The organism is Streptomyces sp. NBC_01341, assembly GCF_035946055.1.
In the GTDB taxonomy this organism is placed as follows: domain Bacteria; phylum Actinomycetota; class Actinomycetes; order Streptomycetales; family Streptomycetaceae; genus Streptomyces.
In genome coordinates this window covers 2,689,579-2,710,936 of the sequence record NZ_CP108364.1, presented here as the reverse complement: position 1 = coordinate 2,710,936, position 21,358 = coordinate 2,689,579, and the positions used below count along the sequence as shown (strand labels likewise).

Below are 21,358 nucleotides of genomic sequence, written 5' to 3'. Positions count from 1 at the left end.
GCGTTGGACGAGCTAATAAATGCAACCCGCATCTACTTTGCCGGGAGGGGGCCGCGCTGCGGAAGGGTGATCGTCCTTGACGCGGCGACGACCGGAGAGGACGGTGGGGCGTTATGAGGGGCGAACCCAGTTGCCCGAAGTGCGGTGGCCGGGTCAGGGCGCCCGGTCTCTTCGCCGATGCCTGGCAGTGCTCCGCACACGGCCAGGTGCAGCCGATGCAGCCGGTGGTCCCGCCCAGCGTCGAGGCGCTGGGCGTGGTGGTGCACAGGGCGCAGGTGCCCGTGTGGATGCCCTGGCCTCTTCCCGTGGGCTGGCTGTTCACCGGAGCGGCGTACGCGGGGGACGACCGCAGCGGCGGCCGTGCCACCGCCGTCGCCTGCTCGGGTCCCGGACCGCTCGGCGGGATGGGTGAGCTGCTGCTCGTCGCCGAGGAGCTGGGTGTCGGGCTGGGCGCGCGCTATGCCGGCATCGAGGGCCCCGACCCCGGATCCGGTCTGCGCGTCGACACCGCGCCCGACGCCAAGGTGCTCGCCGCGGGCCGGCCCACGGCACTCTGGCACGTCAAGGACGCCCCGTCCGACCGGGCGGTCTTCGTCGGAGAGGCCCGTGGTCTGTGGCTCTGGGCGATCGTCTGGCCGGAGCAGTCGGGACTCCTGATGTACGACGAACTGGTGCTGACGGACCTCCGCGACGCCGGCGCGGAGGTGGACCTCGTGCCCTGCGGGGCGCTCACGCCCCGGCTGCTCACCCGCCCCTGAAGGACGGCCGAGGGGGTGATTCGCGGCGGTTATCCTTGAGCGGTCCCCTGTCCGTCCGCCAGCACTGGAGTGAGCGTCGTGCGCATCGACCTGCACACCCACTCCACCGCGTCGGACGGTACGGACACCCCCGCCGAACTGGTGGCCGCCGCAGCTGCGGCTGGCCTCGACGTCGTCGCCCTGACCGACCACGACACGGTGGGGGGCCACGCGGAGGCGGCCGCCGCCCTTCCCGGGGGTCTCACCCTCGTCACCGGCGCCGAGCTCTCCTGCCGCATCGACGGCGTCGGCCTTCACATGCTGGCCTACCTCTTCGACCCGTCGGAGCCGGAACTGGCCCGCGAGCGCGAGCTCGTCAGGGACGACCGGGTGCCGCGTGCGCGGGCCATGGTGCGCAAGCTCCAGGAGCTCGGCGTGCCCGTCACCTGGGACCAGGTCGCGCGCATCGCCGGGGACGGTTCCGTCGGCCGGCCGCACGTCGCGACCGCTCTCGTCGAACTCGGCGTCGTGGACTCGGTCTCCGACGCCTTCGTCCCGGAGTGGCTGGCCGACGGCGGGCGGGCCTACGCCGGCAAGCACGAACTCGATCCGTTCGACGCGGTCCGGCTGGTGAAGGCCGCGGGTGGCGTCACCGTCCTCGCTCACCCGCTCGCCGTCAAGCGCGGCGCCGTGGTGCCGGAGGCCGTGATCGCGCGGCTGGCCGCGGCGGGGCTCGACGGCGTCGAGGTGGACCACATGGACCACGACGAGCCCACCAGGGCCCGGCTGCGGGGCCTCGCCGCCGAACTCGGGCTTCTGCCCACCGGGTCGAGCGACTACCACGGCACCCGTAAGACCGTCGGGCTCGGCGCACACACCACCGACCCCGAGATCTACGGCGAGATCACCCGGCGCGCGACGGGAGCCTTCCCGGTGCCGGGTGCCGGTGGACCCCGCGACACCCAAGGGCTGTCCCCGCGCACCTGAGGGCCTTTCACCTCGCAGGTGACTGCCTCTCCGGCATTCCCCCTCACGCGTGCGTCACCTCCCGGCGCCCCGTGCCCGGTCGTCCCCATGGCGTCCGGGTGCCCATACCCCCCTGTTCGGCCCGCTCTTCTCTCGCAAGGCTCACTGTGTTCGACATCGCTGTCTTCGGATCCCTTTTTCTCACCCTTTTTGTGATTATGGATCCGCCCGGAATCACACCGATCTTCCTGGCCCTCACCGCGGGCCGCCCCGCCAAGGTGCAACGCGGAATGGCTCTCCAGGCGGTCTCCGTCGCCTTCGGGGTGATCGCCGTCTTCGGTCTGCTGGGCCAGCAGATCCTGGACTACCTGCACGTCTCCGTACCGGCGCTCATGATCGCGGGCGGTCTCCTGCTGCTGCTCATCGCCCTGGACCTGCTCACCGGCAAGACGGACGAGCCGACGCAGACCAAGGACGTCAATGTGGCACTCGTGCCGCTGGGCATGCCGCTGCTCGCCGGGCCCGGCGCGATCGTCTCGGTGATCCTCGCGGTGCAGCACGCGGACGGGGCGGTCGGACAGGTCTCGGTGTGGTCGGCCATCATCGCCATCCACGTCGTGCTCTGGGCGGCCATGCGGTACTCGCTGCTGATCATCCGCGTCATCAAGGACGGGGGTGTGGTGCTGGTCACCCGCCTCGCCGGCATGATGCTCTCGGCCATCGCCGTGCAGCAGATCATCAACGGCGTCACCCAGGTCATCCAGAACTCCTGAAGCCCGGCCCCCGGACGTCCTCCGTGACGGGCCCCCGGACACCACAGCGCCCCCGTACGGATCTTCCGTACGGGGGCGCTTCGTCGTCTGCTCGTCGTGCGCTCGTGACCGGCGACTCGAAGCGGTACAGGTGTTACGAAGCCGACGTGTCGGCCGGCCGGATGTAGATGCGCTGGCCCACTGCCGCGGCCTGCTGCACGATCCGGTTGACGGAGGCGGCGTCCACGACGGTGCTGTCCACGGCGGTACCGTCGACGTCGTCGAGTCGCATGATCTCGAAGCGCATATGGCTTCCCTTCGTCTGATCCTCCTGCTGGAGAACTGCTGGGAGGACGGGCTGGCCGTCCGCAAGGATGAAGAGCGCAAGGCGTCACGTCTTGCGCTCCACAGGATGTACAACGGCTTGCCTGATGCAAACATTCCCTACGCTAAGGAAATTTTTTGGATGTCTAAGTACCCGTCGGTAATCAGTCGAACGCACAGAATGAGGCCCGTATGAACCACGCGGACACGGGGGCGGACGAAGGTCCGGGCATCCGCGAACAGCTCGACCGCACCAATGAACTCCTCCAGCGCGTACTCGCCGAGGTGTCGAAGACCCCCTCCACCCACGCGATCTTCGTCGACGCGGGGTACGTCTACGCGGCGGCGGGGCTGCTCGTCACCGGTACCGAGGACCGCCGCTCCTTCGATCTGGACGCCGAAGGCCTGATCGAGGCATTCATCGACAAGGCGCGCACGATCTTCGCGGACAGCCGGCTGCTGCGGGTGTACTGGTACGACGGGGCCCGGCGCCGGATCCACACCGTCGAGCAGCAGGCCATCGCCGAACTCCCCGACGTCAAGGTCAGGCTCGGGAACCTCAACGCCAACAACCAGCAGAAGGGTGTCGACTCACTCATCCGCACCGACCTGGAGTCGCTGGCCCGGCACCGCGCCATCAGCGACGCGGCACTCGTCGGCGGCGACGAGGACCTCGTCTCGGCCGTGGAGGCCGCCCAGGGGTACGGAGCCCGCGTGCACCTGTGGGGCATCGAGGCGGGCGAGGGCCGCAACCAGGCCGAGCCGCTGCTCTGGGAGGTCGACAGCCAGCGCACCTTCGACCTCGACTTCTGCCGCCCGTACGTCACCCGGCGCCCGGTCACGATGTACGACGACGACAGCCCCGCGCCCGCCCGTGACGACGTCCGCTTCGTGGGCGCGCAGATCGCGGCAGGCTGGCTCGCCTCGCGCGGCCGTGACGCGCTCGCCGACCTGCTGCCGGGGCACCCCTACCTCCCCGGGTCCGTCGACCAGGACCTGCTCGTCGAGGCCGAGCGAATGCTGCAGCACTCGCTGCGTGGCCACGCCCACCTGCGCCGGGCCCTGCGCGACGGCTTCTGGCAGCATCTCCAGGCGCAGTTCTGACACCGGGGCGGGCCGCCACCGCGCCGCGGCCCGCCCCGGAACCCGCACCGGACGGCTCCCGCCCGGCGGCGGTGGATCAGGCCCCGACGCTGTTCCAGAACGACACGAGCGCGGCGGCCGTCTCCAGCGGACGGGCCGTGTTCGGGGAGTGCTCGGCCCCCTCGATCACCGTGCGCCGCGCGCCCAGCCGCCGCGCCATGTCGTCGAACAGCGGGACCGGCCAGACGTCGTCACGCTCGCCGGAGATCACGTGCACGGGAAGCCGCAGCGCGGCGAGCTCGGCCACCCGGTCCGGTTCGGCCGACAACTGGGCGCCCGTCGCGATCAGCTGCGCCGGATTGTGGCGCATCCAGCGCATGCGCAGGTCCTCGCCGTCCCCGGTGTCCGCGTCCTCGGGCGGGTCCAGCGCCCGCATCGCCTGCCACACCTCCGCCATGCTCCACCTCCCGAGCGCGTCGCCCAGCAGCCGGGCCTTCTTCTGCTGCGTCGGGTCGATCTCGGCGGGCCCGGACGACATCAGAGTGAGTGAGCGGAAGGGGGCCGGGTCGAGCAGCACGGCGGCGCGGGCGATCTGGCCGCCCAGCGAGTGCCCCAGCAGGTGGATGCCGCCGGGCGGCGGAGGGCTGCTGATGGCGGCTGCCTGGGCCAGCACATCACGCGCCAACTCGGCCTGGGCGTATGCGTCTTGGGTGTCCGGCCCCTCGGACTCGTACTGTCCCCGGCCGTCCACCGTCAGGACCCGGAAGCCGGCCCCGGCGAGAGGTTCCAGCAGTGCGATGAAGTCCTCCTTGCTGCCGGTGTACCCCGGCAGGAGGAGTGCGGTGGAGTGTGCGGCGGCGCGGGGCGCGGCGTCCAGCACGGCGAAGTCCCCGCGCTCGGTGCGCAGGACGCGGGCGCGGGCACAGGGGGGCGGGGTGAAGGTGGGCGGCCGGCTCATGGGCCCGAGGTTATCGCCGGAGTCCGGAGCGCGCCCGGGCAGGCACGCGTACGGCCCCGGACCCCGCAGGCGCGGGATCCGGGGCCGTACGTCGTCGAACCGGTCAGCCCTCGGTCGTCTCGGCCGCTGCCGCCGTCGCGCGGGCACGGCGCCGACGCGGCTTGGCGGGAGCCGCACCGTCGTCCACCACGGCCTCGGACACCGCCGCGGTCGCCTTCTCGGCGGCACGCGGGCGGCGACGGCGCGGCTTGGTCTCCGCGACCTCCTCGGGCGCGGACGCCGTCTCGACCACCACGTCGGCCTTCGGCTTCGCGGCGGCACGGGGCCGGCGACGCGACTTGGTCTCGGACACCGGCTCCGAGACCGGGGCGATCTGGAAGTCGACCTCGTCGGCCGGCTTCACGACGCGGGTGCGACGGCGCGGCTTGGTGGCCACGGGCTCCACCGCAGGTTCCGCGACGGCCACGGTCTGGAAGTCCACCACGGGCTCGGCGGCCGGGGAGGCCGCGGTACGCGCGCGGCGACGGCGCGGCTTGGCCTCGGCGGCCGGCTCGCTCTCCGCCACGGGCGCATCCTCGACGGCCGGAGTCCCGGTCACGGCGACCGCGGCCTCCACGATGCTCTCGGCCACCGCGGCACGGGTACGGCGCCGGCGACGCGGGGTGCGCGGTTCGGCAGCGTCCTCGGAGGCCGGCTCGGAGGACGGCTCGGCCGCCGGGGCGGGCACGGAGACGGCACTCTCGTCGACGCTGCCGCCGCCACGCGTGCGACGGCGCTGACGCGGGGTGCGGGGGGCCCGCTCCTCGCGAGCGGCCGGCGCGGTCGCCGCGGACTTGCGGCCGCGGCCGCCCGTCTCGCCGAGGTCCTCGATCTCCTCCGCGCGCAGACCCGCACGGGTCCGGTCGGCGCGGGGCAGGACACCCTTGGTCCCCGCGGGGATACCCAGCTCCTCGTACAGGTGCGGAGAGGTGGAGTACGTCTCGGGCGGGTCCGGGAACTTCAGGTCCAGCGCCTTGTTGATCAGCTGCCAGCGCGGGATGTCGTCCCAGTCGACCAGCGTGATCGCGATGCCCTTGGCACCCGCGCGGCCGGTACGGCCGATGCGGTGGAGGTAGGTCTTCTCGTCCTCGGGCGACTGGTAGTTGATGACGTGGGTCACACCCTCGACGTCGATACCGCGCGCGGCGACGTCGGTGCAGACGAGGACGTCCACCTTGCCGTTGCGGAAGGCGCGCAGCGCCTGCTCGCGGGCACCCTGGCCGAGGTCGCCGTGGACCGCGCCGGACGCGAAGCCGCGCTTCTCCAGCTGCTCCGCGATGTCGGCGGCCGTCCGCTTCGTGCGGCAGAAGATCATCGCCAGTCCGCGGCCCTCGGCCTGCAGGATGCGCGAGACCATCTCCGGCTTGTCCATGTTGTGCGCGCGGTAGACGAACTGTGCCGTGTTCTTGACGGTCGTGCCCTCGTCGTCGGGCGACGTGGCGTTGATGTGCGTCGGCTGCGACATGTAGCGGCGCGCGAGGCTGATGACGGCACCGGGCATGGTGGCCGAGAACAGCATCGTCTGGCGCTTGGGCGGCAGCATCGTGATGATGCGCTCGACGTCGGGAAGGAAGCCCAGGTCCAGCATCTCGTCGGCCTCGTCGAGGACCAGGACGCGGATGTGCGACAGGTCGAGCTTGCGCTGACCCGCCAGGTCGAGCAGTCGTCCCGGGGTGCCGACGATCACGTCGACGCCCTTCTTGAGGGCCTCGACCTGGGGCTCGTACGCCCGGCCGCCGTAGATCGCGAGAACGCGGACGTTGCGGACCTTGCCGGCCGTCAGGAGGTCGTTGGTGACCTGCTGGCACAGCTCGCGGGTGGGGACGACGATCAGGGCCTGGGGGGCGTCCGTCAGCTTGTCGGGCGCGGCCCGGCCCGCCTCGACGTCGGCGGGGACGGTCACACGCTCCAGGAGCGGCAGGCCGAAACCGAGCGTCTTGCCGGTGCCGGTCTTGGCCTGGCCGATGACGTCGGATCCGGAGAGCGCGACGGGAAGCGTCATCTCCTGGATCGGGAAGGGGGACATGATGCCGACAGCTTCGAGGGCTTCGGCAGTCTCGGTGAGGATTCCGAGGTCGCGGAACGTAGTCAGGGTGCTGCCTCTTCTGTGAGACGCGGACCGAGGCGAACGCTGGGGGTCGTACCGTGCCGGGGTTGGTCATCCGGCCTTGGAGGGGCCGGGTGGCGCGGGACCACTGCCGTCGCTCGAGCGCTCGTGCCGCTGAGGGGTCCCCTCCTCTGCGGTCGTACGTGGTGTACGCCCCGCCTGGAGGGCTGTCAGGTCGGAGCCGATCGGGCCACCGACCGGGCATCCTCATTCAAGGTCGCGCTTCTGGCACAGGAAAATGCTCAGCAAACGCAATATCACTGTACCCCGGATTCGCGCATGTGTGTTGGGCGAATTCATTGGAACGGTGTGATGTCTCCGTCTCACCGGGCCGGTCCGACCCCGTCGGGGCGGGCTATTGTGCGCTGCATGGAGACGCCTGACAACGCCACTGAAGCATCCGAAGAAGCGCCCGCACCAACCGGGATCGCCGCCCAGGACTGGGCCACCGCCTCCGCCGAGCCGCAGTACCGCGCAGCGGTCGTGGATCTGCTGGGCGCGCTCGCCTACGGGGAGCTCGCGGCCTTCGAGCGGCTCGCCGAGGATGCCAAACTCGCGCCGACACTCGGTGACAAGGCGGCCCTGGCGAAGATGGCGTCCGCCGAGTTCCACCACTTCGAGCAGCTCACCGACCGGCTCACCGCGATCGACGAGGAGCCGACCGCCGCCATGGAGCCGTTCGCCAAGGCGCTGGACGACTTCCACCGGCAGACGGCTCCGTCGGACTGGCTGGAAGGCCTGGTCAAGGCATACGTCGGCGACTCGATCGCCAGTGACTTCTACCGGGAGATCGCCGCCCGGCTCGACTCGGACACCCGCTCCCTCGTCCTCTCCGTGCTCGACGACACGGGCCACGGCAACTTCGCCGTGGAGAAGGTCCGCGCGGCTATCGAGGCGCAGCCCCGGGTCGGCGGCAGGCTCGCCCTGTGGGCGCGCAGGCTGATGGGCGAGGCGCTCTCGCAGGCGCAGCGGGTCGTGGCGGACCGGGACGCGCTGTCCACGATGCTCGTGGGCGGAGTGGCGGACGGCTTCGACCTCGCCGAGGTCGGCCGGATGTTCTCCAGGATCACCGAGGCCCACACCAAGCGGATGGCCGCCCTCGGCCTCGCGGCCTGAGCGGCGGCCCTACTGGGCCGCCACGGGGCGTACCGGCCGGCTGCCACGCGGGCGGATCAGCAGGGACAGGGTCACCGCCCCCACCAGCGCGGCGCCGGCCGGCGTGGCGAACACATGGCCGTCGCCCAGCGTCGAGTGCGTCAGATAGGCGCCGAACAGGGCACCGAGCCCGCCCGTGACGTACACCACGCGCAGGGACGGCAGGCGGCCGGGCAGTGCGCGCAGCGCGAGCCAGGACAGGGCGAGTCCGAGCACGACGGAGCTGATGGATTCCCAGAACACAGAAGGTCACCTCGCTTGATGGCGCGGCGGTCGGTCGGTCCTTGGCCGTCCTACCCGTGGCCTGTGGAACGCAACCCTCACACGCATCCGGAGCACCCCTCCGAGGGACGCTCCGGAGGGAATCCGGCGAGAAATGAGGTGGAGGCCCGGCGGACATCCGCCGGGCCTCCACCTCTGCTGCGTGCGTCGCGCGGCTACAGCGCGCCGAACCCGACCCGCCGGGTGCTGGGCTCGCCGATCTCCACGTACGCGATCCGGTCGGCCGGCACCAGGACCTTGCGGCCCTTGTCGTCCGTGAGGCTGAGCAGCTGCGCCTTGCCGTTGAGCGCCTCGGCGACCGCGCTCTCGACCTCTTCGGCGGTGAGCCCGCTCTCCAGCACGATCTCGCGGGGCGTGTGCTGCACCCCGATCTTGACCTCCACGGCTATGTCCCTCCGACGGTCGTCATCGCGCGGTCTGACCGCGCCGTACGCAGCACACATTAGCCCGGTGAAGGGACGGACCACGGGTCGACCGGCAACGCCGGCAGCGAACACCGGCCGTCGGTCCGGACCCGTTTCAGTGCTGATCGGCGCCGTGCAGGGGGAAACCGGCGATGCCGCGCCAGGCGAGCGACGTCAGGAGCTGCACGGCTGACTCGCGCGGGATTCCGGACGGGCTGGAGAGCCAGTAGCGCGCCACGACCTGGGAGACCCCGCCGAGCCCCACCGCCAGCAGCATCGATTCGTCCTTGGACAGACCCGTGTCGCCGGCGATGACGTCGGAGATGGCCTCCGCGCACTGCAGCGACACCCGGTCGACGCGCTCGCGCACCGCCGGCTCGTTCGTCAGGTCGGACTCGAAGACGAGGCGGAAGGCGCCGCCCTCGTCCTCCACGTACGCGAAGTAGGCGTCCATGGTCGCCTCGACCCGCAGCTTGTTGTCCGTCGTCGAGGCGAGCGCCGTGCGGACCGCCTGCAGGAGTGACTCGCAGTGCTGGTCGAGCAGCGCGAGGTAGAGCTCGAGCTTTCCGGGGAAATGCTGGTAGAGCACCGGCTTGCTGACGCCCGCCCGCTCCGCGATGTCGTCCATCGCCGCAGCGTGGTAGCCCTGCGCGACGAAGACCTCCTGCGCGGCGCCCAGCAGCTGATTGCGTCGGGCACGACGGGGGAGCCGGGTGCCCCGCGGGCGCGCCGTCTCTGTCTGCTCGATGGCTGTCACGCCGCCTCCCAATTTCGTGATCGAACACAGCCGAACCGTGCACGCTGCGCCGTGGGGACATCGTACTTTTGAGTAACCCCGGTGTGCGCGGCGCGGACGCAGAATTTCACGGACCGGACGACTCCGGTAGCCGCAGATGCGCAGGTCGAGGGCGCAAAGTGGTGCGTTCTACCGGTAATCGTCCTCATCCTGTGCAACGACGCGGGCCTGCTCCGCAGCATCCGCCTCGTTCGCCGCTCCCGGGTCGACGCCCGTGAGGGGCTCGTCGCCTTCCTGCCCGACCGGCGCCCGCTGTTCGGCGGTGTCGGCCTCGGGTGCTTCCGGGTCGGATTCGTCCGGCTGGGGGTCCTCGAAGGTCTCCGGGTCGCTCGGGTCGACCGTCATGGGGTGGCTCCCTTCCTTCCCTTGCAGCCTAGGAGCAACCCTCCCGGGCCGCTATGCGGCCTGTGACGGCGAACACATGAACCACCGCGTGATCGTCTCGTAACATTGCCGCATGTCTCCCACCGAGCTGCCCGGTACCCGCGCCGCCGCCGCGGCGGTGGCGCCCACGGTCAGTCCCGTGAGGGTCACGGAGGGCGAGGAGCTGCGCTCCGTCGAGCTTCCGGGTCTCACCCTGACCATCCGTGCCCGCCCCGCGGATTCCGCCGGCGTGGCCCCCGCGCTCCTCGTCCACGGCCTGGGCGGGTCCTCCCAGAACTGGTCGGCCCTGATGCCGCTGCTGACGGATGTCCTCGACAGCGAGGCGGTCGACCTGCCCGGCTTCGGGGACTCCCCGCCGCCGGACGACGGCAACTACTCCGTCACCGGACACGCCCGGGCCGTGATCCGGCTGCTGGACGCGGGCGGGCGCGGGCCCGTTCACCTTTTCGGGAACTCCCTGGGCGGCGCCGTCGCCACCCGGGTCGCGGCCGTCCGGCCCGATCTGGTGCGCACCCTCACCCTGGTCTCCCCTGCCCTGCCCGAGATCCGGGTCCAGCGGCCGGCCGTCCCCACGGCACTGCTCGCACTGCCCGGCGTAGCTTCCCTGTTCGCCAGGCTCACCCGTGGCTGGACCGCAGAGCAGCGGACCCGCGGCGCCATGGCACTCTGTTACGGCGATCCGACACGCATCTCCGACGAGGCCTTCCGCAACGCGGTGGCCGAGATGGAGCGACGACTGCAACTTCCGTACTTCTGGGACGCCATGACACGCTCGGCCCGGGGCATCGTCGATGCCTACACGCTGGGTGGACAGCACGGTCTGTGGCGCCAGGCCGAGCGGGTGCTCGCACCGACCCTGCTCGTGTACGGCTCGAAGGACCAGCTCGTCTCGTACCGGATGGCACGCAGGGCGTCCGCGGCCTTCCGTGACTCGCGCCTGCTGACACTGCCCGAGGCGGGGCACGTGGCCATGATGGAGTACCCGGAGGCGGTCGCCCAGGCGTTCCGGGAACTGCTCGACGAACGCGGCGGGAGCTGATCCGGGCACGTGGGACGACACAGTCGAAAGGGCCCCGAGGCCAAGGGCCGCGACGCCGGGACCGCCGGTGCCGAGCGCGCCTCCGGAGTCCCGGGACCCGGTACGGGCAGGCGCGGGCGTGACGCCCGCCCTGCCGAGGGGGACGGGCACGGCCCGTTCCGCGACGCGCCGCAGGTGCGCGGCGGGCACCCCGAGCAGCGTGAGCAGGGTGGCGGCTGGGGGACCGGGCAGCAGCCGGCGTACGACGGGCGGCAGGAGATGTCCGGACCCGCGACGCACGAGGCGTTCCGCGTCCGGCAGGCCGTGGCGCGGCAGCAGGCGGCGCAGCGTGCGGCCGGCCGGACGCAGCCGCGGCGGACCGGCGACGCCACGCTGGTACCGGGCCCGCGCCAGGAGTTCCTGGAGGCGTTCGACACCACGCCTTCGCGTCCGGCACCGCCGGCGCCGCCCGAGGTCACGCCCGGGAGCGCGACGGGCGACAGCGAACCGGACGGCGCTCCGGGTGCCGGGAGCACGCGGGCCAAGGGCGGCAAGGGCCGCACCTTCACCGGTGTGGCCGCCGCCGCGGTGACCACCGTGCTGGCGGTCGTGGTGGCCGGTCAGGTCGCCGACGGCTCCGGGGCCGAGGGCGGTACCTCGCCGTCCGCCGGCGTCGACCGGCAGGACTCCGAGGACGCCTCGCGCTCCGTGGACCGGCCGACGCCTCGGGCGGGGCGGCCCGAGGTCAAGACCATGTCGTACGCCGCGAGGATGGCCACCCCCTTCCCGCTGGCGCCCGATCTGAAGGCGTCGGGGAAGTTCGAGGCGGTGCCCGGCCTGGCGAAGGCGCCGGGCAAGGGGCACAAGTACCGGTACCGGATCGACGTCGAGCAGGGACTGGGTCTCGACTCCGGGCTGTTCGCCGAAGCGGTGCAGAAGACGCTGAACGACGACCGGAGCTGGGCGCACGACGGCGCCATGACCTTCGAGCGGATCTCGTCGGGCGAACCCGATTTCGTGATCACCCTCGCGAGTCCGGGAACCACGGGCGTGTGGTGCGAGAAGTCGGGGCTGGACACCACGGAGGACAACGTCTCCTGCGACTCCGCCGCCACCGACCGCGTGATGATCAACGCGTACCGCTGGGCACAGGGCGCCTCGACCTTCGGCCCGGACAAGCTCCTGCCCTACCGCCAGATGCTGATCAACCACGAGGTCGGACACCGACTCGGGCACAACCATGTGAGCTGCCGCACTCCGGGGGCCCTCGCGCCCGTCATGCAGCAGCAGACCAAGACCCTTGACCTGGACGGCATCAAGTGCCGGCCCAACCCCTGGGTGTTCCCCGGCAGTTGATTCGCGACGGAGACGGTTCGTCCACATCGTGGGACGGCCGTCTCATCTCGCGTTGACATCGGTTGTGGGGTCGTCCATATTTCTCCCCATGTCGCACAGTCCCGCATCCTCCGAGCGCGCCGCCCTCGAGCTGGCGCTCTTCGGTGTGGCCGGGCACTGTGTAGCCGACATTCTCTGTCGCTGACGCCTGCTCGAGCGCGCGTCGGCATCCCGACGGGCCCCCAACGGGCTCGTCGGCCCCTCATGACACCGCGCCCGGGCGTACTCCGCCCGCAGGCGCGGCCTTCCGGAATCCGGCCCATCCCCTCCCAGGGGGCGGACCGCGCTGCGCCCGTGCGGAATCTCACCTTCCTTCCCCACCGCAGCACACCGAGAGGTCATCTTCCGATGAGTCAGCCGTCCTTCATATCGCGCAGAGTGGCAACCACTGCCGCCGTCAGCCTCGTCCTCGTCGCCGGACTCGCGGCCTGCGGACCCCAGGACGACGGCGGCGGGAAGAGCGGCAGCGCGTCCGGCGCCTCGGGCAAGCCGGCCAAGGGCGGCACCCTCACCGTGCTCAACAGCAAGCCGCAGGACGACTTCGACCCCGCGCGGCTCTACACCTCCGGCGGCGGCAACGTCCCCTCCCTCGTCTTCCGCACGCTCACCACGCGCAACCGCGAGAACGGCGCCGCGGGCTCCGAGGTCGTCCCCGACCTGGCGACCGACCTCGGCAGGCCGAGCAAGAACGCCACCGTCTGGACGTACACCCTCAAGGAAGGGCTGAAGTACGAGGACGGCACCGCGATCACCAGCGCGGACATCAAGTACGGCATCGAGCGTTCCTTCGCCGCCGAGCTCTCCGGCGGCGCCCCCTACCTGCGTGACTGGCTGATCGGCGGGGCCGACTACCAGGGCCCCTACAAGGACAAGAAGGGCCTCGACTCGATCGAGGTGCCGGACGACCGGACCATCGTCTTCCACCTCAACAAGCCCGAGGGCGATTTCCCCTACCTCGCCACGCAGACCCAGACGACACCGGTGCCGCAGGCCAAGGACAAGGGCACCAAGTACGAGAACCACCCCCTCTCCTCCGGCCCGTACAAGGTCGTCAGCAACGAGGGCGACGGCGAGCGCCTGGTCCTGGAGCGCAACACGTTCTGGTCGTCCGCGACCGACGAGGAGCGGAAGGCCTACCCCGACCGCATCGACGTGCGCTCCGGGCTCGACTCGGCCGTCATCAACCAGCGGCTCTCCGCCTCCCGCGGCGCCGACGCCGCCGCTGTCACCACCGACACCAACCTCGGCCCGGCCGAGCTCGCCAAGGTGACCGGCGACGAGAAGCTCGCCGCCCGCGTCGGCACCGGCCACTTCGGCTACACGAACTACATCGCCTTCAACCCGAAGGTGAAGCCGTTCGACGACCCGAAGGTCCGCCAGGCGATCTCGTACGCCGTCGACCGCACCTCGGTCGTCAACGCGGCCGGCGGCTCCTCGCTCGCCGAGCCCGCCACCACCTTCCTGCCGGAGCAGGCGTCCTTCGGCCACAGCGCCTACGACGCCTTCCCGGCCGGCAAGTCGGGCAACGCGGCCAAGGCCAAGGAACTGCTGAAGGAAGCCGGTTACGCCAAGGGCCTGACCATCACCCTCACGCACAACAACGAGAAGAACTTCGAGACCAGCCCGGAGATCGCCACCGCGATCCAGGAAGCGCTGAAGAAGGCCGGGATCACGGTCAAGCTGCAGGGCCTGGAGTCCAACGCCTACTCGGACAAGATCTTCAACGTGAAGACCGAGCCCGGCTTCTTCCTCACCGGCTGGGGCGCCGACTGGCCGTCCGGCGGTCCGTTCCTCGCGCCGATCTTCGACGGACGCCAGATCGTCAGGAGCGGCTACAACTTCAACTCCTTCCAGCTCGACGACCCCTCGGTCAACAAGGAGGTCGACGAGATCAACAAGCTGACCGACCTGGACGCGGCCGCGAAGCGCTGGGGCGCACTCGACAAGAAGATCGGTGAGCAGGCGGTGACCGTGCCGCTGTTCCACCCCGTCTACAAGCGCCTGTACGGCGAGGCCGTCAAGAACGTCGTCATCAGCGACTGGACCGGCGTGCTCGACATCTCGCAGGCCGCGGTCAAGTAACCATGGCCGAAGCTCTGCTGGTCAAGGAGGCGGGGGCCGTGCAGGCCCCCGCCTCCGGGGCCTCCTCGTTCTGGCGGAGGCTGCGCGCCCGGCGCTCCGCCGCCGTGGCGGCCGTGATCGTCGCCCTGCTGGTCCTGGTCGCGCTCGCCGCCCCGCTGCTCGCGGGCATCGAGGGCCAGGACCCCACCACGTACCACACGGACCTCGTCGACTCCGCGACCGGCGGTGTGCCGCTGGGCTCGTTCGGCGGGATCAGTGCCGACCACTGGCTCGGCGTCGAACCGCTCACCGGTCGCGATCTCTTCGCCCGTGTCGTCTACGGCGCCAGGGTGTCGCTCGGCGTCGCGCTGGGCGCGACCCTGCTCCAGGTGATCATCGGTGTGGCCGTCGGGCTCGCCGCCGGACTCGGCAACCGCCTCGTCGACCAGGCGCTCAGCCGCGTCACCGACGTCGTCGTCGCCCTGCCCGTCATGGTGATCGCCCTGGGCGCCCTCGCCGTCGTCCCCGCCGGCTTCCCCCGCCCGGTGCTGATCGCCGTGATCGTCGGCCTGGTCGGCTGGTCCGGCATCTCCAAGATCGTGCGTGCCAAGACCCTCGCGCTGAAATCGCTCGACCACGTGGCGGCCGCCCGGCTCAGCGGCTGGGGGGCCTGGCGGATCGCCCGGCGCGAACTGCTGCCCGCGCTGGCCGCTCCCGTCATCACCTACGCCGTGCTGCTCTTCCCCGGCGACATCGTCGTCGAGGCGGCGCTGTCCTTCCTCGGCGTCGGCATCAAGCCGCCCACGCCGTCCTGGGGACAGATGCTCAGCGACGCCGACACCTGGTACCAGGCGGCGCCCACCTATCTGCTGATCCCCGCCCTGCTGATCTTCGTCACCGTGCTGGCGCTGACCGTCCTCGGTGAAGGCGTACGCAACGCACTCGATCCGCGTGTCGCCTCCCGGCTGCGGATCGGCACCGGGCGCAAGAAGGAGGCCGGAGCATGACCCGGTTCATGCTGCGGCGCGTCGGCGGGGCCGTCTTCGTGCTCCTCGCCCTCAGCGTCGTCGTCTACGCCGCCTTCTACGTCGCCCCGGGCAACGTCGCGCAGATCGCCTGCGGTCCGCGCTGCTCGCCCGCCCAGGTGGCACAGGTCAGCGACCAACTGCGTCTCGGTGACCCGCTGTACCTGCAGTACGCCCACTTCCTCCAGGGGATCTTCGCAGGCCGCGACTACTCGACCGGTACCGGGATCCTGCACTGCCAGGCACCCTGCCTCGGACGCTCCTACCAGAACGACGAGCAGGTCACCCAGATGATCCTGACCAAGCTCCCGGCCACCGCCTCGCTCGCCATCGGCGCCTTCGTGCTGTGGGTCGTGCTCGGCGTCGGCACCGGGCTGCTGTCGGTCTGGCGGCGCGGCCGGGCGACCGAGCGTCTCCTCACCGGCCTGACCCTGGCCGGCCTGGCCACGCCCGTCTTCGTCATCGGTCTGCTGCTGATCATCGTCTTCTGCTCGGCGCTGCAGCTGCTGCCCTTCCCCGACTACGTACCGCTCACCGAGAACCCCGGACAATGGGCCTGGAACCTCCTGCTGCCCTGGGTCTCCCTGGCCCTGGTCTCCGCCGCGCCGTACGCCCGGATGACCCGGGCATCGATGCTGGAGACCCTCGCCGAGGACCATGTGCGCACCTTCCGTGCGTACGGGGTGAGTGAGCGCAGGCTCGTCGGGCGGCACGCGCTGCGCGGCGCGCTCGGCCCCGTGATCGCGCTCGGCGCGCTGGACATCGGCTCGATGTTCGGCGGAGCCGTCCTCACCGAGTCGCTGTTCAACATTCCCGGCGTCGGACGCGAACTCGTCGACGCCGTGAAGAACGTCGACCTGCCGGTCGTCGTCGGCCTGGTGCTCGTCACCGGCTTCTTCGTCGTCCTTGCCAATGCCGTCGCGGACATCCTGCAGGCGATGGCCGACCGTCGGGTGGTGCTGGCATGAGCCTGGTCGAGGTTTCCGGTCTGACCGTCTCCTTCGACGGCACGGACGGTGTGAAGGCCGTGGACGGCCTGTCGTTCACGCTGGAGGAGGGGGCCGCTCTCGGCGTCGTCGGCGAGTCCGGCTCCGGCAAGAGCGCGTCGGCGTGGGCCCTGCTCGGGCTCCACCGGGGGACGGGCGCCACGGTCGGCGGCTCGGTCCGGGTCGCCGGGGTGGACGTGCAGACGGCCGGTGACGCGGAACTGCGCGCGCTGCGCGGGGCCAAGGCCGCGATGGTCTTCCAGGACCCGCTGTCCTCGCTGGACCCGTACTACGCGGTCGGTGACCAGATCGCCGAGGTGTACCGGGTCCACACCCGGGCCTCCCGGCGGGCGGCGCGGGCGCGGGCCGTCGAGGTGCTCGACCGGGTCGGGATACCCGACGCGGAGCGGCGGTCGCGGTCGCGGCCGCACGAGTTCTCCGGCGGAATGCGGCAGCGCGCCCTGATCGCGATGGCGCTGGCCTGCGAGCCGCGGCTGCTGATCGCCGACGAGCCGACGACCGCACTGGACGTCACCGTGCAGGCCCAGATCCTCGATCTGCTGCACGATCTGCGCCGGGAGACGGGCATGGGGCTGCTGCTGGTCACCCATGACGTGGGCGTCGCGGCCGAGAGCGTCGACGACGTCCTCGTGATGCAGCACGGCCGGGCGGTGGAGCGCGGACCTGTCGCCGAGGTGCTGGGGTCGCCCCGGCAGCCGTACACCCGTGAGCTGCTGGCGGCGGTGCCCAGGGTGGACGCGAAGCGCACGAGGGTGCCGGCGGCCGAGGCGGCCGAGGCGGCCGCGCCCGTGCCGGCGCAGGACGGGCCGCCCCTGCTCGAAGCCGTCGGCCTCAGCCGCGAGTTCGGCCGCGGCTCCGGCCGGGTCACCGCCGTGGACGGGGTCTCGCTCACGGTCCGCGCGGGCGAGACGCTCGGCATCGTGGGTGAGAGCGGCAGTGGCAAGACCACGCTCGGACGCATGCTCGTGCGGCTGCTCGATCCGACGGCCGGGCGGCTGCGGTACCGGGGCGAGGAGATCGGCTCGCTGCCGGAGAGGGCGCTGCGCCCCTTCCGCCGCGAGATCCAGATGGTCTTCCAGGACCCGGTCGCCTCGCTCAACCCGCGCCGCTCGATCGGTGAGTCCGTGGCCGACCCGCTCCGGGCGGCGGGGGAGACGGACGAGAGGCTGATCCGCAACCGGGTCGGTGAACTGCTGGAGCGGGTGGGCCTCGACGCCGGCCGGTACGAGCGCTACCCGCACGAGTTCAGCGGCGGTCAGCGGCAGCGGGTCGGCATCGCGCGGGCCCTCGCTGCCGATCCGAAGCTGATCGTGTGCGACGAGCCGGTCTCCGCACTGGACGTCACGACCCAGGCCCAGGTGATCGCCCTGCTCGCGGAACTCCAGCGCGAACTGGGCATCGGGCTCGTCTTCATCGCCCACGACCTGGCCGTCGTACGCCAGGTCAGCGATCGGGTGGCGGTCATGCGGCAGGGCCGGATCGTCGAGCAGGGCGCGGTGGACGAGGTGTACGGGTCGCCGCGGGATGCGTACACCCGGCAGCTCCTGGCGGCGGTGCCCGCACTCGACCCCGGGGTCGCGGCCCTGCGCCGCGCGGCCCGCGAGGAACTGGCCGCAGCCTGACTCTCCGTGACACTGCGGGGCATTGTCGCAACTGAACGCGACCGGTGCGGGAAAGTTACGCCGGTTCACCCCTTTCGGTGGTGCGACGGACAACCGTCCGTCGCACCACCCGCATATCCGCTTACGGTCGTCCCGCTGTGAGTCGCCGATCAACGGCGGCTGCCCACAAGGGAGATCAGGGGGTGTGCTCGTGCGGATCGGACTCCTCACGGACGGTGGCTATCCGTATGCGACCGGTGAGTCCAGACTCTGGTGCGACCGTCTGGTGCGCGGTCTGCCGCAGCACGAGTTCGACCTCTTCGCGCTCAGCCGCTCCGCCGAGCAGGAACAGCAGGGCTGGGTCAGGCTTCCCGACCGGGTCGGCCGGGTGCGGACCGCGCCGCTGTGGACCTGCGAGGACGACGCCCTGCACGCCCGCCGCGCCCGGGGCCTGCCGCGCAACTTCGCCACCGGCCTCGGGCGCTCGTACGGGAGACGGGACCGGCAGCGCTTCACGGCGCACGTGACGCAACTCGTCGGCGCGGTCTGCGCGGGCGGCGACACGGGACCGGAGTCCGGGGACCTCGTGGACACCGTCGCCGCCGCCCGCTTCACGGAGGGCCTGTACGGGCTCGCCGAACTGGCCCGGGACCGCGGGGGACTGCACACCGCCCTGCGTTCGGAGGCGACCGTACGCATCGTCGAGTCCTCCTGCCGTGCCCCGGGGACCGGGCGGACCGTGCACAGCGCCACCGTCCCCGACTACCTCGCCTTCGCCGCCGCGCTGGAGTGCGCCCTGCGTCCGCTGTCCCTCGACTGGTACGAGGAGGACGGGCTCGGTGCGGTCGATCTGTGCCACGCGGCCTCCGGGGGCGCCGCGGCCCTTCCGGGGCTGCTGGCCAAACGCTTCTTCGGCGTACCGCTGCTGGTGACGGAACACGGCGTACCGCTGCGCGCCCACTACCTCGCGGCGCCCGAGGGCACACTCGGCGCACCCGTACGCGCCCTGCTGGCCACCTTCCACGGGCTCCTCGCCTCCGAGGTCTACCGGCAGGCCGCGCTCATCACCCCCGGCAACACCCATGTCCGCCGCTGGCAGGAGCGGTTCGGAGCCGACCGCGGCAAGCTCCGCACGGTGTACCCGGGGATGGAGGCGCGGCGCTTCGGCGACGTGGGGGAGGGGGACGACGGCGGCGGCCCCGGCACGCTGGTGTGGATCGGCCGCGTCGAACCCGCCAAGGACCTGATCGCGCTGCTGCACGCCTTCGCCGAGGTGCGCCGGGCCGAGCCGGACACCCGGCTGCGCATCTTCGGTGCCCCGGTCCCGGGGGCCGAGGGCGACACGTACCTGGACCGGTGCAAGGCACTCGCCGCCCAGCTCTTCCCCGACGAGGCCACGGACGCGCACACCGTGGGGGACAGCCCCGTCACCTTCGAGGAGATCGGCGGACCTGAGGTCCCGGACCTCGCGGAGGCCTACGCGGCAGGCGGGGTCGTCGTGCTGTCCAGCGTCGTGGAGGGCTTTCCCATCAGCCTCGTCGAGGCGATGTTCTGCGGAAGGGCCACCGTCTCGACCGACGTGGGGGCTGTGGTCGAGATCGTCGGAGGCACGGGACTGGTCGTGCCCCCGCGCAATCCGCGGGCGCTCGCCGACGCGTGCGTGGCGCTCCTGCGCGACCCCGAGCGCCGGGCGCGTCTGGGGGCCGCCGCACGCGCCAGGGCGCTCGAACTCTTCACCGTGGAGCAGAACCTCGCCGCGTTCCGCGAGATCTACCTGGACCTGGTGGGGCAGGCCCCTGCCCGGTGGGCCGCCCCGGCCGGCCCCGCCGGGCCGCCCCGGCCCTTCGCCACGCCCCCGGAGGCACACGTCATGGGCGTACGGCCTCCCCGGCCCGAACCGGTCGCGACCGGTTCGGGCAGGCAGTCGAGCCGGCCCCTCGGCGTCGAGGGCGTGTGCGCGGGCGCACGCGGAGCGGGGGACGGCGATGCATGACGAGACGAGCGGCCACGACCACGGAGGTGCCCCCATGGGCGGACCGACCGACGCCCCGGACGCCGGGCGGGAACCCGCGGACCTGAGCGGGGCAGCGGTCGGCTCCGCCGTCCGGGCGCCCGAGATCGCCTACCGCCCCGCCCGCAGGGCCGTCACGAGGCGCGGCCCCGCCGACCCGGTGACAGTGCTCCTGCACCGCCACCGCGACCTCTGCGAGCGCGCCGTCGATCCCCTGGAGATCGCCGCCGGCCTGGAGGCGCACGGCCTCACCGACCGCACCGCGGCCCGCTACCGGCACCGCGACGTCTTCTCGCTCGCGGAGGAGCTCTACGCCCGCTTCCCCGGCACGCGCAGGTCCACGCCGGCGCCCCGCCCGCCGCAGCCACACCCCGGCCCCGGCGAGGAAGGGAACGCCGGATGGACGCTGTCCGCCCTGCTGCCCGGCGCGGCCTGCCTCGTAACAGCCGGAGCGCTCCGGGCCACCGAAGGAGTGCTCGGCGGGGAGGCCCGTCTCGCGATGACCGCCGCAGGAGCACTTCTCGTCGTCCTCGGGCTCCGGCTGTGCCTGCGCGACGGCCCGCTGCGCGCCCCGGACGGCGTCGGGGGCGTCACGCTCTACGTCTGCTGGCTCCTCGGGTACACCGTGTACGGCGACGACCTCATCGCCCAGGTCATCAGCGGCGGCCCCGACGGCGCCTGGGCGGCCTCGCCCGCCCCCCTGCTGGGGCTGGCACTGGCACCGGTCCCGGCGGCCTGGTGCGCCCACCTCTTCGCCGTGCACGCGCGCCGCCGCCTCGCGGCCTCGCACGCCCTGGCGGAGTTCGGCGCCGGCGTACGCCCCCTGCTCCTCGCCGTCGTGGCGCTCCTGCTCTGCGCACTGGCCGCCCTCCTCTTCCTCGCCGACCTCGGATACGGCGGAAAGCACGGTGTCCCCACGGGCGCGGCCGCTCTCGGCCTGCTGCTGTTCCTGGCCCGGCTGCTCGCCGTCCACGGCTTCCCCGAACCCGCCGCCACCGGACTGGCAGCCGCCTGCGCCGTCGAGGTGGCGGCCCCCTTTCTGGTCCTCTCCGGACGGCTGCCGGGCCTCGACCTCCTCGCCCGGCCGGTCGACTCGCTCGTCGCCGTGGCGGGACCCGGCGGCGTGTCCGCCCTCGCCTGCGGGGTCGCCGCCCTCGCGCTGCTGCTCCACGCATCGGTCACCCTCACCCGGGCCTCCGCCCACGCCCCGGCGTAGCCGGACCGCCCCACCCCCGCGGAGCCGACGCCGCGGG

At 72.1% G+C, this 21,358-nt stretch carries 21 protein-coding genes; 14 read left to right on the top strand and 7 right to left on the bottom strand.

Features of this window, described 5'->3' with window-relative positions:
• Positions 1–113 precede the first annotated feature (113 nt).
• From OG206_RS11540 to OG206_RS11530, 3 genes are all read left to right on the top strand, one after another.
• Positions 114–758, top strand: coding sequence for a DUF6758 family protein (locus tag OG206_RS11540; RefSeq protein WP_327114991.1), 645 nt, complete (start codon positions 114–116; stop codon positions 756–758).
• A gap of 78 nt (positions 759–836) precedes the next feature.
• The gene (locus OG206_RS11535; protein ID WP_327114989.1) at positions 837–1,724 is read left to right on the top strand and encodes a PHP domain-containing protein; all 888 of its coding nucleotides are present in this window, start codon (positions 837–839) and stop codon (positions 1,722–1,724) included.
• Positions 1,725–1,870: 146 nt separating this feature from the next.
• Positions 1,871–2,476: a MarC family protein gene (locus OG206_RS11530; RefSeq protein ID WP_327114987.1), complete on the top strand. Its 606-nt coding sequence runs from the start codon at positions 1,871–1,873 to the stop codon at positions 2,474–2,476.
• Positions 2,477–2,609: 133 nt separating this feature from the next.
• Here OG206_RS11530 and OG206_RS11525 read toward each other — a convergent pair whose 3' ends face one another.
• The gene (locus OG206_RS11525) at positions 2,610–2,762 is read right to left on the bottom strand and encodes a hypothetical protein (protein ID WP_164494399.1); all 153 of its coding nucleotides are present in this window, start codon (positions 2,760–2,762) and stop codon (positions 2,610–2,612) included.
• Positions 2,763–2,971: 209 nt separating this feature from the next.
• Here OG206_RS11525 and OG206_RS11520 point away from each other — a divergent pair, with 209 nt between their 5' ends.
• A complete protein-coding gene (locus tag OG206_RS11520; protein ID WP_327114983.1) occupies positions 2,972–3,883 on the top strand; it encodes an NYN domain-containing protein in 912 nt (303 codons plus the stop codon).
• 76 nt (positions 3,884–3,959) lie between these two features.
• On the opposite strand, the gene OG206_RS11515 is transcribed toward OG206_RS11520, so the two are convergent.
• Positions 3,960–4,820, bottom strand: coding sequence for an alpha/beta fold hydrolase (locus tag OG206_RS11515; protein ID WP_327114981.1), 861 nt, complete (start codon positions 4,818–4,820; stop codon positions 3,960–3,962).
• Positions 4,821–4,923: 103 nt separating this feature from the next.
• Entirely contained in the window at positions 4,924–6,885 is a 1,962-nt protein-coding gene (locus tag OG206_RS11510) for a DEAD/DEAH box helicase (RefSeq protein WP_327114980.1), read from the bottom strand.
• A 450-nt stretch (positions 6,886–7,335) separates the two neighbouring features.
• Between OG206_RS11510 and OG206_RS11505 the strand changes: the two genes are divergently transcribed.
• Entirely contained in the window at positions 7,336–8,082 is a 747-nt protein-coding gene (locus OG206_RS11505; RefSeq protein WP_327114978.1) for a ferritin-like fold-containing protein, read from the top strand.
• 9 nt (positions 8,083–8,091) lie between these two features.
• Here the strand turns inward: OG206_RS11505 and OG206_RS11500 are convergent, their stop codons facing one another.
• The 4 genes from OG206_RS11500 to OG206_RS11485 form a co-directional block, all read right to left on the bottom strand.
• A complete protein-coding gene (locus OG206_RS11500; protein ID WP_327114976.1) occupies positions 8,092–8,364 on the bottom strand; it encodes a hypothetical protein in 273 nt (90 codons plus the stop codon).
• Positions 8,365–8,558: 194 nt separating this feature from the next.
• Entirely contained in the window at positions 8,559–8,786 is a 228-nt protein-coding gene (locus OG206_RS11495) for a DUF3107 domain-containing protein (protein WP_327114974.1), read from the bottom strand.
• Between the two features lie 136 nt (positions 8,787–8,922).
• Entirely contained in the window at positions 8,923–9,564 is a 642-nt protein-coding gene (locus OG206_RS11490; protein ID WP_327114972.1) for a TetR/AcrR family transcriptional regulator, read from the bottom strand.
• Positions 9,565–9,732: 168 nt separating this feature from the next.
• Positions 9,733–9,948, bottom strand: a complete 216-nt coding sequence (locus OG206_RS11485; RefSeq protein ID WP_327114970.1) for a hypothetical protein — start codon at positions 9,946–9,948, stop codon at positions 9,733–9,735.
• 112 nt (positions 9,949–10,060) lie between these two features.
• Between OG206_RS11485 and OG206_RS11480 the strand changes: the two genes are divergently transcribed.
• From OG206_RS11480 to OG206_RS11440, 9 genes are all read left to right on the top strand, one after another.
• Positions 10,061–11,026 (top strand): alpha/beta fold hydrolase, encoded by a 966-nt coding sequence (locus tag OG206_RS11480; RefSeq protein WP_327114968.1) that lies wholly within the window; start codon positions 10,061–10,063, stop codon positions 11,024–11,026.
• Between the two features lie 9 nt (positions 11,027–11,035).
• Positions 11,036–12,361, top strand: a complete 1,326-nt coding sequence (locus tag OG206_RS11475) for a DUF3152 domain-containing protein (protein WP_327114966.1) — start codon at positions 11,036–11,038, stop codon at positions 12,359–12,361.
• 88 nt (positions 12,362–12,449) lie between these two features.
• Entirely contained in the window at positions 12,450–12,545 is a 96-nt protein-coding gene (locus OG206_RS11470) for an Ms4533A family Cys-rich leader peptide (protein WP_327114964.1), read from the top strand.
• Between the two features lie 203 nt (positions 12,546–12,748).
• The gene (locus OG206_RS11465) at positions 12,749–14,482 is read left to right on the top strand and encodes an ABC transporter substrate-binding protein (RefSeq protein ID WP_327114962.1); all 1,734 of its coding nucleotides are present in this window, start codon (positions 12,749–12,751) and stop codon (positions 14,480–14,482) included.
• A 2-nt stretch (positions 14,483–14,484) separates the two neighbouring features.
• A complete protein-coding gene (locus OG206_RS11460; protein ID WP_327114960.1) occupies positions 14,485–15,468 on the top strand; it encodes an ABC transporter permease in 984 nt (327 codons plus the stop codon).
• Positions 15,465–16,454, top strand: coding sequence for an ABC transporter permease (locus tag OG206_RS11455; RefSeq protein ID WP_327114958.1), 990 nt, complete (start codon positions 15,465–15,467; stop codon positions 16,452–16,454). Before OG206_RS11460 ends, OG206_RS11455 begins: the two co-directional genes overlap by 4 nt.
• Complete coding sequence (locus OG206_RS11450; protein WP_327114956.1) at positions 16,451–18,115, top strand: ABC transporter ATP-binding protein; 1,665 nt, start codon at positions 16,451–16,453, stop codon at positions 18,113–18,115. Before OG206_RS11455 ends, OG206_RS11450 begins: the two co-directional genes overlap by 4 nt.
• A 190-nt stretch (positions 18,116–18,305) precedes the next feature.
• A complete protein-coding gene (locus tag OG206_RS11445) occupies positions 18,306–20,087 on the top strand; it encodes a DUF3492 domain-containing protein (protein ID WP_327114954.1) in 1,782 nt (593 codons plus the stop codon).
• Between the two features lie 34 nt (positions 20,088–20,121).
• Entirely contained in the window at positions 20,122–21,321 is a 1,200-nt protein-coding gene (locus tag OG206_RS11440) for a hypothetical protein (RefSeq protein ID WP_327114952.1), read from the top strand.
• Positions 21,322–21,358 lie beyond the last annotated feature (37 nt).

Bases quoted from the DNA above. Each gene is read 5' to 3' on its own strand.
- OG206_RS11540 (WP_327114991.1), top strand. From the start codon at position 114: ATGAGGGGCGAACCCAGTTGCCCGAAGTGCGGTGGCCGGGTCAGGGCG.
- OG206_RS11525 (WP_164494399.1), bottom strand. From the start codon at position 2,762: ATGCGCTTCGAGATCATGCGACTCGACGACGTCGACGGTACCGCCGTG.
- OG206_RS11520 (WP_327114983.1), top strand. From the start codon at position 2,972: ATGAACCACGCGGACACGGGGGCGGACGAAGGTCCGGGCATCCGCGAA.
- OG206_RS11515 (WP_327114981.1), bottom strand. From the start codon at position 4,820: ATGAGCCGGCCGCCCACCTTCACCCCGCCCCCCTGTGCCCGCGCCCGC.
- OG206_RS11510 (WP_327114980.1), bottom strand. From the start codon at position 6,885: ATGTCCCCCTTCCCGATCCAGGAGATGACGCTTCCCGTCGCGCTCTCC.
- OG206_RS11505 (WP_327114978.1), top strand. From the start codon at position 7,336: ATGGAGACGCCTGACAACGCCACTGAAGCATCCGAAGAAGCGCCCGCA.
- OG206_RS11485 (WP_327114970.1), bottom strand. From the start codon at position 9,948: ATGACGGTCGACCCGAGCGACCCGGAGACCTTCGAGGACCCCCAGCCG.
- OG206_RS11480 (WP_327114968.1), top strand. From the start codon at position 10,061: ATGTCTCCCACCGAGCTGCCCGGTACCCGCGCCGCCGCCGCGGCGGTG.
- OG206_RS11470 (WP_327114964.1), top strand. From the start codon at position 12,450: ATGTCGCACAGTCCCGCATCCTCCGAGCGCGCCGCCCTCGAGCTGGCG.
- OG206_RS11465 (WP_327114962.1), top strand. From the start codon at position 12,749: ATGAGTCAGCCGTCCTTCATATCGCGCAGAGTGGCAACCACTGCCGCC.
- OG206_RS11460 (WP_327114960.1), top strand. From the start codon at position 14,485: ATGGCCGAAGCTCTGCTGGTCAAGGAGGCGGGGGCCGTGCAGGCCCCC.
- OG206_RS11455 (WP_327114958.1), top strand. From the start codon at position 15,465: ATGACCCGGTTCATGCTGCGGCGCGTCGGCGGGGCCGTCTTCGTGCTC.
- OG206_RS11450 (WP_327114956.1), top strand. From the start codon at position 16,451: ATGAGCCTGGTCGAGGTTTCCGGTCTGACCGTCTCCTTCGACGGCACG.
- OG206_RS11440 (WP_327114952.1), top strand. From the start codon at position 20,122: ATGGGCGGACCGACCGACGCCCCGGACGCCGGGCGGGAACCCGCGGAC.